Origin of the sequence: Vreelandella halophila, from assembly GCF_009856365.1 — a bacterium.
Lineage (GTDB): Bacteria > Pseudomonadota > Gammaproteobacteria > Pseudomonadales > Oleiphilaceae > Halospina > Halospina utahensis_B.
In genome coordinates, this window is the sequence record NZ_WMEX01000007.1 from 38,084 (window position 1) to 49,375 (window position 11,292).

Sequence of the window (11,292 nt, forward strand, 5' to 3'; positions counted from 1 at the left end):
CCTCAGAAGAAGCCGGACCCTGTGTCCGGCTTTTTTTATGCGCAGTTACTGGCTGCAGGCCTCGGGAAGATAATTGACCAGGTACTGGCCCGTGTGGGAGTCGCGCTCCCTGGCGACCGTTTCAGGGGTGCCTGCCGCTACCAGGCGTCCGCCGCCGTCCCCTCCCTCCGGTCCAAGGTCGACCAGCCAGTCCGCGGTCTTGATGACATCCAGGTTATGTTCGATCACCACTACGGTGTTGCCGTGGTCCCTGAGGGTGTGCAGCACGTCGAGTAGCTGCTGGATATCGTGGAAGTGCAGGCCGGTTGTGGGTTCGTCGAGGATGTACAGTGTGTTGCCCGTGTCCCGCTTGGACAGTTCCCGTGCCAGCTTGACCCGTTGTGCCTCGCCCCCTGACAGGGTTACGGCGTTCTGGCCGAGCTTCACGTAGGACAGGCCCACCTCCATCAGTGTCTGCAGGCGCCGGGCGAGGAAGGGAACGGAGTCGAAGAACTCGCGCGCTTCCTCGATGGTCATGGAGAGCACCTCATGGATGGTCTTTCCCTTGTAGGTGATTTCCAGGGTCTCCCGGTTGTAGCGCTGGCCCTGGCAGACATCACAGGGCACGTAGATGTCGGGCAGGAAGTGCATCTCGACCTTGATTTCGCCGTCACCCTGGCACGCCTCGCAGCGCCCACCCTTCACGTTGAAGCTGAATCGGCCCGGTTTGTAGCCGCGCGAGCGGGCCTCCTGGGTTCCCGCAAACAGCTCGCGGATAGGCGTGAACAGTCCGGTATAGGTGGCCGGGTTGGACCGTGGCGTGCGCCCGATGGGGCTCTGGTCAATGTCGATGACACGATCCAGGCTTTCCAGCCCTTCAATGCGTTCGTGGGGCTCCGGTGTGAGTGTTGTAGCATTGTTGAGTTGCCGTGCAGCGGCCGGATAGAGCGTGCTGTTGATCAGCGTGGATTTGCCGGAACCTGATACGCCAGTGACGCAGGTCATCAGCCCCACGGGGATGCGTACCTCGTCGCCCTGGAGGTTGTGGCCGGTAGCGCCCGTTACGGTGATCCAGTGTTCGCCGGGTGCGGTCCGCTGCGGGGGAATGGCGATCCGGCGCTGGCCAGTGAGGTACTGGCCCGTGATGGACTCCGGTTCGGCCGCGATGGCGTCGGCAGTGCCCTCGGCCATGATCCGGCCGCCATGGATGCCGGCACCAGGGCCGATGTCCACAATGTGGTCGGCGGCGCGGATGGCGTCCTCGTCGTGCTCCACCACGATCACGGTGTTGCCCATGTCCCGCAGGCGCTTGAGGGTGCCCAGTAGCCGGTCGTTGTCGCGCTGGTGAAGCCCGATCGAGGGCTCGTCCAGAATGTACATCACCCCCACGAGTCCGGCCCCGATCTGGCTGGCGAGCCGGATCCGCTGTGCCTCCCCTCCGGAGAGGGTATCGGCGCTGCGTTCAAGTGTGAGGTAGCCCAGGCCCACGTTGACCAGGAATTCAAGGCGTTTGCGGATCTCGTTGAGAATGGTCTCGGCGATCTGGCCACGCCAGCCCGGAAGGGTGATGGATTGGGCGTTGTCCAGTGCATGGGCAATGGACAGGCGCGCCATTGCCGGAAGCGTCCAGTCGCCAATGAACACATTGCGGGCCACCTCATTCAGGCGCGAGCCGCGGCAGTCCGGGCAGGGGCGCGAACTCAGGGAACGGGAAAGCTCGTCGCGTACCGTCTGGGAATCCGTTTCCCGGTAACGCCGTTCCAGGTTGGGAATCACCCCCTCGAAGGGATGCTCTCGGTCCACCGCCTGACCGCGGGAGTTCACATACCGAAAGGTGATCGCTTTATCTCCGGTGCCGCGCAGGACGGTGTGCTGGAACCACTCCGGCAGCTCCTGCCAGGGCGTGTCGAGGTCGCAGCCGTAATGGGAGGCGACGCTTTCGAGCATCTGGAAGTAGTAGACCGAGCGCCGGTCCCAGCCCCGTATCGCACCTTCGGCCAGAGTGAGTTCGGGGTTGCGGATCAGTCGTTGGGGGTCGAAAAACTGGTCAACCCCCAGCCCGTCACAGGTGGGGCAGGCGCCCGCCGGGTTGTTGAATGAGAACGTCCGCGGCTCGGGCGCGCTGATGGAGTAGCCGCACTGGGGGCAGGCATGGCGGGCCGAGAAAACCAGCTCCTCCGCGCCGTCTTCATCCATGGAGGCCACCCGGGCGGTTTCATCCGCCAGCGCCAGTGCGGTCTCGAAGGATTCGGCCAGACGCTGCTGCAGTCCGTCCCGGATCCGGAAGCGGTCCACAACCACCTCAATGCTGTGTTTGCGCTTGGCGTCCAGTGAGGGGAGGTCATCGATGTCGTACACCGTCCCGTCAATACGCAGCCGTATGAACCCCTGGCTGCGCATCTCATCCAGCACCTGCTGGTGCTCGCCCCGGCGCTCGCGGATCAGCGGCGCCAGAATCATCATGCGGCTGCCCTCGGGCAGAGCCAGCACCTGGTCCACCATCTGGCTCACCGTCTGGGCAGCCAGTGGTTCATCGTGCAGCGGGCAGTGCGGTTCGCCGGCGCGCGCGAACAGCAGGCGCAGGTAGTCGTGGATCTCGGTGATGGTGCCAACCGTGGAGCGCGGGTTGTGCGAGGTGGACTTCTGTTCGATGGAAATGGCCGGCGACAGCCCCTCAATATGATCCACATCCGGCTTTTCCATCATGGAAAGGAACTGGCGGGCGTAGGTCGAGAGGGATTCCACGTAGCGCCGCTGCCCCTCCGCGTAAAGAGTATCGAAGGCCAGTGATGATTTGCCGGAGCCGGAGAGCCCCGTGATCACCACGAGCTGATCCCTGGGAATATCCAGATCCACCGATGCCAGATTGTGGGTGCGCGCACCCCGGATACGGATGTGTTTCATGTTGCTCCAGTTGCCGGGCAAAACGACCATTATAGGGCTTAGCGCCACCCCGCCATAGATGGATTGATCTGGATCCATGAGTGAACCGCCGGCGCTGTGCTAAGATGGCGCCGCTTTTCCGGAGGATCCTTGATGAACGCCACTGAAAAACGCGCCATAGCGGCTCTGGCAACGGTCTACGGCTCCCGCATGCTGGGTCTGTTCATGATCCTGCCGGTGTTTGTGCTGTTGGGGCGGGATCTTCAGGGGGCAAGCCCGGCGCTTCTGGGTGTGGCACTGGGCGCCTACGGTCTGTCCCAGGCGCTGCTGCAGATCCCCTTTGGCATTCTTTCAGATCGTTTTGGGCGCAAGCCGCTGATCCAGATAGGGCTTGTGCTGTTTGCCGCCGGCAGTCTGCTGGCGGGGTGGTCGGATTCCATCCAGGGGGTCATTGCCGGGCGCATTCTGCAGGGCTCAGGCGCTATCGCCAGTGTGCTCATGGCGCTGGCCAGTGACCTTACCCGCGAGGAAAACCGCACCAAAGGTATGGCCACCATCGGACTGTCCATTGGTATGGCCTTTGCTTTGTCGCTGGTGCTGGGGCCCATGGTGGGGGATGCCTATGGGCTCACGGGGATTTTCCTGCTGACGGCCGTGCTCGCGGGCATCGGCATGGTGCTGGTCGCAACCATCGTGCCCACGCCTGAGACGCGCACCCATCAGCCGGATGCGCTGCCGGCCCGGGACCAGCTCCGCCAGGTGCTGACATCGGGTCGGCTGTTGCGCCTGGATGGCGGTATCTTCGTCCTGCACCTGACGCTGACCGCCCTGTTCCTGATTGTGCCGCTGACGCTGGAGGAGCTGGGGCTGGGCACCAACCAGCACTGGTGGGTCTATCTTTCGGTGATGGGAACGGGCTTTGTGGCAATGCTGCCGCTGCTGATCATTGGCGAGAAGAAGCGCCGTCTCAAGCAGGTGATGACCGTGGCGGTGGCGCTGCTCGGGGTGGCCGTGGCGCTGATGGGCATCGGCTGGGAGCGGATCGCCGGATTCTGGGGGGTGCTGTTCATCTTTTTCACCGGCTTCAATCTGCTGGAGGCACTGCTGCCCTCGCTGATCAGCAAGGAGGCGCCAGCGGCCGGCAAGGGCTCGGCCATGGGCGTCTATTCCACCAGCCAGTTCATGGGGTCTTTTGTGGGCGGTGCGCTCGGGGGCTGGCTCTCTGGTTTCGCCGGTGCCAGCGGTGTTATTGTTCTCGTTCTGCTGGCCATCGCGGTCTGGCTCGGCCTGGTTGTCACCATGGCGCCGCCACGCTACGCCACCAGTCTGGCGTTGCAGCTCACCGATGAGCACACCCAGGATCCGCGCACCATGCGCGAGGCGTTTCTGGCCATTCCGGGGGTGGATGATGCCGTGGTGCTTGCCGGCAGCGGTGAGGCCTGGCTCAAGGTGGATCGCCAGCAGTTCAGCGAAGAATCCCTGTGGCGTCTTCCCTTTGTGGCGCGGCAGGTCTGAGTAAGGAAGCCACGGGACGGTTTCCGTCAACGCATAACAGCGAATAAAGAGAAAGGAACAGGAGCAGAGCATGGCGAGAGGCGTAAACAAGGTCATCCTGATCGGCAACCTGGGCGCGGATCCCGAGACCCGGTATACCGCCAATGGCAACCCGGTCACCAATCTCAGGCTGGCAACGGACGAGAGCTACAAGGACCGCAACACCGGCCAGATGGTGCCGCGCACGGAATGGCACCGCATCGTCATGTTCGGCAAGATCGCGGAAGTGGCCGGCCAGTACCTGCGCAAGGGGTCCAAGGTCTACATTGAGGGCCGCCTGCAGACCAACAAGTGGCAGGACCAGAGCGGTCAGGACCGTTACACCACCGAGATCATCGTCGACATCAACGGCCAGATGCAGATGCTCGACAGCCGTGGTGGTGACAGTGCCGGCACCGGAGGCGGCGCGCCGGGTGCCGCACAGGGTGGTGCGCCCCAGGGAGGCGGTGGCTACGCGCCCCAGGGTGGTGACCAGAATCAGGGGACCGGCATGCCGGATCCCGTTGACGACTTTGATGACGACATTCCCTTCTAGCAGACTTCTGCCAGCAAGTCCCAGTGCTGTGTTAAAAGACGTGGATAACCATCTGAACAGCGTGAATCTGTTCGGATCCTGAACTATACTCGCGACACGTATTGGCACTCCCATTGTTCCGTGAGAGTGCCCTTCGGAATTTCACGAGCAGCGCAGACGGTCAACTTGCTGGCACTCCGATCCCTCCGACATCCGTTCGCGAAACGTCACTCTTCACTCCGCGTGGGGCTGGAGTTGACCGATGATGCGCTCCATTGGGCCTGCATGCAGGCGGACGGTTCGCTCCAGAGCGGCTCCGCAGGCGCTGGGCAGACACTGGAATCCCTGGTGAATGAACAGGGGGTGGGTGGTGCCCGGGCGCGGGTGGTTCTGGGGCCGGATCAGTATCAGATCTTTCAGGCAGAGCGCCCCAACGTCGAGCCTGGCGAGCTGGCGAACGCCGTTCGCTGGAAGCTCGGGGATCTGCTCGATTATCCCGCCAGTGAAGCCGTTATTGATACCTTTCCGTTTCCCGAGGACGCCTCACGGGACCGTGGGGCATTGATTAACGCCGTCTGTGCCCACCAGGACCGGATACGCTCTATCGTGGAGCGTATCCATGAAGCGGGGCTTGAGCTTGAATGCATTGATATCGCCGAGCTCGCGCTGCGTAACCTTCTGGCCCGTGCCGATCCAGAGGGGCGTGGCGCGGCCCTGGTGCATCTGGGACGGCAGAGTGGTCACGTGATCTTTTGCCGGGGTGAGGTGCTCTACATGGCGCGGCGCCTGGATGTCTCCCAGGCCCAGCTACGGGACGCCACCACCCAGGAGCAGACGGTCCAGGACCTGGCGCTGGAGATCCAGCGGTCGCTGGATTATTACGAAAGTCAGCTGCGACAGATTCCCCCCTCCCGTGTCCAGCTGGCAGGCCACCCGGAAGCGCTGCCGCTTGCCGGGATGCTCAATTCCGAGGTGACCGCTGAAGTGGTGGATCTGGATTGGAGTGCCATGCTCTCAGGCGTGACGCCCGCACCCGGAACCGGGCTTGCTGTTGCCACGCTGCTGGCGGATGACGAGGGAGCGAGATGAAGCAGTCCGTCAACCTGTACACAGAGGGCTTTCAGCCCTCAAGGGAGTGGCTGACCCTGGGCCGGATGCTCAGCCTGGTTGCGGTTGTGCTGCTGGTGGTTGCCGGCATCGGGGGCGCTCTCCGGTATCAGTTGGCCGGTGCTGAAGCCCGGCTGGCGGAGATTGAAGCCCGGGAAGCCGAAAAGCAGCAGTCGGTGGAGACGCTCCAGGAACAGGTGGCCGACCGAAAGAAGGATCCGGCCCTGGAAGAGCAGGTCACACGACTGGAGCAGCGGGTCCGTGATCGCCGCCGCCTGGTTGAGCGTGCGGATTCGGTGGCAAAGGCGAGTAGCGAGGGCTTCACACCCTATCTGGAAGGGCTGGCACGCCAGACACTCGATGGGCTCTGGCTCACACGGATCCGGGTGGATCTGATGCGTGATCGTCTGGGGCTGTCAGGTCGTACCACCGATGGTCAGAACGTGCCTGAATATCTGCAGCGATTGCAGAAAGAATCCGTGTTCGAAGGGCGTCGCTTTGCCCGCTTTGGCATTGACCGCCCGGAGGACGGTGGGCCGCTGAGCTTTGATGTGGCTTCAACCCGCGAATCAGCGGAGGAAGACGAATGAAGGACCGTCTCCAGCAGCGCTGGCAGACGCTCGCGGCTGCCTTCCTGGCGCGGGCGCGCCGTGAACGTGTGCTGATGCTGGTGGCTGCGGCGGCGCTGGTGGCTCTGGGAGCCTGGCAGTTGCTGGTGACACCGGCTCTGGAGGCCCGGAGCCAGGTGGCGGAGCGCATTGCCAGTGCGCAGGAGTCGCTGGAAGGGCTTGCCGCGCAGGAGGAAACGCTTCTGCGCAAGCTGGAAAAGGATCCCAACGAACCGCTGCGTGAACGTATCAGCCAGCTCCAGAGGCGCCTTGACCGTTACGATCAGCAGCTCGAGGAGCTGACGACCGGCCTGATCAGCCCGTCGGAGATGGTGGCGCTGTTACGCCGTATGCTGGCCCGGCATGAGGGGGTGGCCCTGGAGAGTGTCTCCCACAGGGCCCCTCAGCCGGTTGCGGTGGAAGGCCAGGATGACAGTGCGAACAGTGAAAAGGAGGCCAGCCTCTATGCCCACCCGGTGGAAGTCACCGTCAGCGGTGGTTTCCATGATGTGCTGGCGTATCTGCGGGATCTTGAAGGCCTGGATGAGCGTCTGGGGTGGCGGTCACTGGATTATCAGACACAGGACTGGCCGGGAGCGCGGGTCCGGATCCGGTTGCACACACTGAGCCTGCACAGGGAGTGGTTGGGTGTCTGAACGGCTTGTGAGTGGCATCATTGCTGGCCTTCTGATTCTGGTACCGCTGACCTGCGGGGCCAGCAGCGGGGCGTCACTGCCGGACCCAACGCGGCCGTCCTCGGTATCGACACAGGAAAGCAGCGTCTCGCCGGCACGCCGCTTCCAGCTGGACTCAATCCTGGTGGGGGATCAGCGCCGGCGGGCGGTCATCAACGGGATCAGCCTTGCTAAGGGCGGTCAGCTTGGGGATGCCACCCTTGTCCGAATCGGTATGGATCGTGTGCTGATTGAAATTGGCGGACAGCAGTACACTCTTGAACTCGACAGCGCGCCGTCAGTCCGGCGCTAGCAGCAGGTTAACCGTTATGCGAGAGCGTTCCGTCCCATTTCTGATTCCAGCTGTGCTCAGCCTGTTTTTGGCCGGCTGTGCCGGGAATCCGCTGATGCAGACCCAGCAGGCAAGTTCTACGGAAACCACGGAGCGGATCGAAAAAGAACTGGAAAAGGCTGGAGCCAGCAGCGGTGATACGGATGCCGCCCCGGCGCCTGATGAGGTGACGGGCGCCCTGATGCCGGACTTCTCCGGAGCGGGCGGTGCCACTTCCGGCGGGACGGAGCGCTTCAACGTCAATGCTCAGGGCCTGCCGGCACCCACCTTTTTCCGGAGCCTGGTCGACGGTACGCCTTACAACGTGGTGGTGGATCCAGCTGTGGAGGGCTCCATCACTCTGGATCTCACCCAGGTGACCCTCGAAGAGGTCATGGATGTGGTCTCGGATCTCTATGGTTATGAGATTGCCCTTGAGGGCCGTATCTACCGCATCCGCCAGGCAGGTCTCAGGACCCGTATATTCCAGGTGGACTACCTGGACATCCAGCGCAGCGGCAATTCCGAAACCCAGGTGCGGTCGGGGCAGGTGACCGATACGGGCAATGGGGATTCCGGCTCGAACAACGGTGACAGTGGCTCCGGCAATGGCACCGTGGTCGGTACCCGTATCACTACGACCTCCGAGTCGCGCTTCTGGGCGGATCTCAACGAATCCCTGAACCTGATGGTCGGGTCCGATAGTGGCCAGCGTGTCATCACCAATCCTGGATCGGGGGTGGTTGTGGTCCATGCCCGGCAGGATGAGCTGAAGGTGGTTGAGGATTATCTTCGCCGGATGCAGCTGATCTCCAAGCGCCAGGTGATCCTGGAGGCCCGAATCCTTGAGGTGGCTCTCAACGAGAGCTACCAGCAGGGCATCAACTGGAATGCTGTGGACCAGATGGGCAGCGGCAACAGTCTTCAGGGAAGCCTCAGCAGCATTGCTACCAACACCCAGGGGGGAGGAGCGTTTTCCGCCGCTCTTGAGGTGAACAGTTTCAACAGCCTGATTCAGCTTCTGGGCAGTCAGGGCAATGTGCAGGTGCTGTCCAGTCCGAGGATCTCGACCGTCAATAATGAGAAGGCCGTCATTAAGGTGGGCAGTGACGAGTTCTTCGTGACCGATCTTGATTTTGATGACGATACCACCGCCGGTGGCACAGGGACCTCCAGGTCGACCTCTGTGGATCTGACGCCATTCTTTTCGGGGATTTCTCTGGACGTCACCCCGCAGATCAGTGATGACAACGTCGTCACTCTGCATGTTCATCCCTCTGTGAGCGAGGTGGAAGACCAGGAAAAGCTCATCACCATCGGTGACGAGGACGTGACTCTGCCTCTGGCGCTGAGCACGGTGCGCGAGACAGACAGCGTGGTACGAGCACGAAGCGGCCAGATCGTGGTGATCGGCGGGCTGATTCAGGATCGGACCGAGGAGACAACCTCAGCGGTGCCCTTCTTCAGTGATATCCCGGTCATTGGTGAACTGTTCAAGCAGCGCAGCTATGAGTCCCGGAAAAGCGAACTGGTGATTCTGCTCAAGCCCATGATCGCCAATGTGGCCCGGTACGGACAGGACGTGGAGGACAGCCGCGAGCGCATCCGGGATCTGCGCCGGATCATGGAATCCACAGAATCCCCGAAGCCAGAACCGGCGGCGGGCGCGACACAAGAGAGGTAGCATGTACGAGGCATTTTTCGGCCTTCGGGATGCCCCCTTTTCACTGACGCCCAATACGCGCTACTTCCTGCGTGCGCCCAGCCACGGGCAGGCGCTGGAACTGCTGCTGGTGGCCCTGCGCCAGAAGGAAGGCTTCATCAAGGTCTCCGGCGAGGTGGGCACCGGCAAGACACTGCTGTGCCGGTTGTTGCTCAATGCCCTGGAAGGGAAATTCACCACCGCCTATCTCCCCAACCCCCAGCTCGGCCCTAAAGAGTTATTTGAGGCCATTGCCGACGAGCTGGGAGTGACGCTCGATGATGCCAGTAACACCCACAGGGCCCTTTCAGCACTGCAGCAATATCTGATCGATAACGCGGCGTCTGCCGGTGCGGCGGTGCTGGTGATCGATGAAGCTCAGTCCATGCCTGTGGAAACCCTGGAGGCGCTGCGCCTGCTGACCAATCTGGAAACAGAGAGCCGTAAGCTCCTGCAGGTGGTTCTGTTCGGGCAGCCTGAGCTGGATGAATTGCTTGCCCGACCGGATCTGCGCCAGCTGAGCCAGCGCATTACCTTTCAGCACCGACTGGAGACGCTGTCGCCGGAGACGGTCGCTGACTATCTGCAGCACAGGCTCGCGCGGGCTGGATGGAACGGTGGACGACTCTTCCAGCCCAGGGCGGTACGCCTGATCAGCCGTGCCTCGGGCGGAACCCCCAGGCTGATCAACATTCTCGCCCACAAGGCCCTGATTGCCGCCTATGGGCGCGGTGAGCGTGAAGTGACCAGCCGTCATGTACGCCAGGCCATCCGCGATACCGATACGGTCGTGCGCCGCCCCGGGGTTCTGGGAGGACTTCTATGAGTCTGCTCAATGACGCCCTCCGGGATCTGGAAAAACGCGAGGGTGCGGACGGCAGTAACGGGGAGTCGGTTCCGGCGGGGCTGGGCGCTGCCAGCTACCGGACGCCTGCCCACTGGGGTTGGATACTGGGTGGCTCGGCACTGCTGCTGGCGGTACTGGCTGGCGCCGGGTTCTGGTGGCTGGGCTCGGATCAGCCGCGATCTGCAGGGAAGGGGGCTGTTCCCGCCATCAACGATGAGCCGGCGCCTGTGATCCGTACCGCGACACTGCCCGCGGAGAAGGGGCGGACCGGTGAGGGTTCCGGGACTGTTGAGCGTAATACCTCCGAGCGGGCAGGAAGCACCGAGCAGGACGGTGACACCAGTGAGCCTCCTGAGACTGTCAGGAAGGTGGAGCCGACCGGCACAACAGAGCCGGAACCGACAGAACAGACAGAAGTGGCGGAACAGGAAAGTGAGCCGGAAGACCCCGTCTCCACTGATGACGTTGCGAATCAGTCGGACTCCGAGCCGGAAACAGCCACCCCCAGCGTGCGCGAACTGACGCCCGCGGAAAAAGATCGGCGGCTCTCCCGGGAGCTGGAAGCGCTACTGGCGGATGGCCGTGTTGCGCAGGCCGGGGAACGCCTGAATCAGCGAGCCATGCTGGATTCCGATATGCCGCGCTCCCGGGCGGCGATGGCCCGGCATGCTCTGGAGCGTGGAGAGCCGGCCGCCGCGTTGCAGTGGCTGCCGGAGCAGGCCGTGGCCATGTATCCGGAGCTGCGGCTGCTCAGGGCGCGTGTGGCGCTTGAGCGCTCGGGCAGAGCCAGTGCCCTGCAGTGGCTGGAATCCGAGCCGCCGGGGCCGGGCACCATGCCGGCCTATCACACCATGATGGCGGCGCTCTATCAGCAGACCGGAGACCATCAGGCGGCCGCCGAGCAGTGGGCGGCGTTGATTGAGACCGATGACGGCAATGCCCGCTGGTGGGCCGGCCTGGGCATTGCCATGGAAAGCCGCGGGCGGGATGAGAAGGCCAGGGCCGCCTATACCCGTGCGCTGTCACTGCCGGATCTGGCGCCACAGCTGCGCCGGTACATCGAGCAACGGCTCGCCGCGGAGCAGGGGTAGAA

At 63.1% G+C, this 11,292-nt stretch carries 10 protein-coding genes; 9 read left to right on the plus strand and 1 reads right to left on the minus strand.

The genetic code is table 11. From position 1 onward, the window contains the following. Positions 1-45 precede the first annotated feature (45 nt). Complete coding sequence (gene uvrA, locus GLW01_RS12550; protein ID WP_160899252.1) at positions 46-2,883, minus strand: excinuclease ABC subunit UvrA; 2,838 nt, start codon at positions 2,881-2,883, stop codon at positions 46-48. 132 nt (positions 2,884-3,015) lie between these two features. Between uvrA and GLW01_RS12555 the strand changes: the two genes are divergently transcribed. The 9 genes from GLW01_RS12555 (at position 3,016) to GLW01_RS12595 (ending at position 11,290) form a co-directional block, all read left to right on the plus strand. After that, the gene (locus GLW01_RS12555; RefSeq protein ID WP_160899253.1) at positions 3,016-4,377 is read left to right on the plus strand and encodes an MFS transporter; all 1,362 of its coding nucleotides are present in this window, start codon (positions 3,016-3,018) and stop codon (positions 4,375-4,377) included. Positions 4,378-4,447: 70 nt separating this feature from the next. Beyond that, positions 4,448-4,951: a single-stranded DNA-binding protein gene (gene ssb, locus GLW01_RS12560; RefSeq protein WP_095618761.1), complete on the plus strand. Its 504-nt coding sequence runs from the start codon at positions 4,448-4,450 to the stop codon at positions 4,949-4,951. 234 nt (positions 4,952-5,185) lie between these two features. Then, a complete protein-coding gene (locus tag GLW01_RS12565; protein ID WP_160899254.1) occupies positions 5,186-6,019 on the plus strand; it encodes a biogenesis protein MshI in 834 nt (277 codons plus the stop codon). Continuing rightward, a complete protein-coding gene (locus GLW01_RS12570; protein WP_160899255.1) occupies positions 6,016-6,627 on the plus strand; it encodes a PilN domain-containing protein in 612 nt (203 codons plus the stop codon). The genes GLW01_RS12565 and GLW01_RS12570 overlap by 4 nt, the downstream gene beginning before the upstream one ends. Further along, positions 6,624-7,301: a type II secretion system protein GspM gene (locus GLW01_RS12575; RefSeq protein ID WP_160899256.1), complete on the plus strand. Its 678-nt coding sequence runs from the start codon at positions 6,624-6,626 to the stop codon at positions 7,299-7,301. Before GLW01_RS12570 ends, GLW01_RS12575 begins: the two co-directional genes overlap by 4 nt. After that, the gene (locus tag GLW01_RS12580) at positions 7,294-7,632 is read left to right on the plus strand and encodes a hypothetical protein (protein ID WP_151440439.1); all 339 of its coding nucleotides are present in this window, start codon (positions 7,294-7,296) and stop codon (positions 7,630-7,632) included. The genes GLW01_RS12575 and GLW01_RS12580 overlap by 8 nt, the downstream gene beginning before the upstream one ends. A 94-nt stretch (positions 7,633-7,726) precedes the next feature. Next, the gene (gene mshL, locus GLW01_RS12585) at positions 7,727-9,334 is read left to right on the plus strand and encodes a pilus (MSHA type) biogenesis protein MshL (RefSeq protein ID WP_160899257.1); all 1,608 of its coding nucleotides are present in this window, start codon (positions 7,727-7,729) and stop codon (positions 9,332-9,334) included. Between the two features lies 1 nt (position 9,335). After that, positions 9,336-10,178 carry an ExeA family protein gene (locus GLW01_RS12590; protein ID WP_160899258.1) on the plus strand — a complete coding sequence of 281 codons (843 nt, stop codon included), beginning with the start codon at positions 9,336-9,338 and terminating at the stop codon, positions 10,176-10,178. Beyond that, positions 10,175-11,290 carry a tetratricopeptide repeat protein gene (locus GLW01_RS12595; RefSeq protein WP_160899259.1) on the plus strand — a complete coding sequence of 372 codons (1,116 nt, stop codon included), beginning with the start codon at positions 10,175-10,177 and terminating at the stop codon, positions 11,288-11,290. Before GLW01_RS12590 ends, GLW01_RS12595 begins: the two co-directional genes overlap by 4 nt. Positions 11,291-11,292: the final 2 nt, after the last annotated feature.

Coding starts and splice junctions, on each gene's coding strand:
- mshL (WP_160899257.1), top strand. CDS start 7,727: ATGCAGACCCAGCAGGCAAGTTCTACGGAAACCACGGAGCGGATCGAA.
- ssb (WP_095618761.1), top strand. CDS start 4,448: ATGGCGAGAGGCGTAAACAAGGTCATCCTGATCGGCAACCTGGGCGCG.
- GLW01_RS12570 (WP_160899255.1), top strand. CDS start 6,016: ATGAAGCAGTCCGTCAACCTGTACACAGAGGGCTTTCAGCCCTCAAGG.
- GLW01_RS12555 (WP_160899253.1), top strand. CDS start 3,016: ATGAACGCCACTGAAAAACGCGCCATAGCGGCTCTGGCAACGGTCTAC.
- GLW01_RS12575 (WP_160899256.1), top strand. CDS start 6,624: ATGAAGGACCGTCTCCAGCAGCGCTGGCAGACGCTCGCGGCTGCCTTC.
- GLW01_RS12595 (WP_160899259.1), top strand. CDS start 10,175: ATGAGTCTGCTCAATGACGCCCTCCGGGATCTGGAAAAACGCGAGGGT.
- uvrA (WP_160899252.1), bottom strand. CDS start 2,883: ATGAAACACATCCGTATCCGGGGTGCGCGCACCCACAATCTGGCATCG.
- GLW01_RS12590 (WP_160899258.1), top strand. CDS start 9,336: ATGTACGAGGCATTTTTCGGCCTTCGGGATGCCCCCTTTTCACTGACG.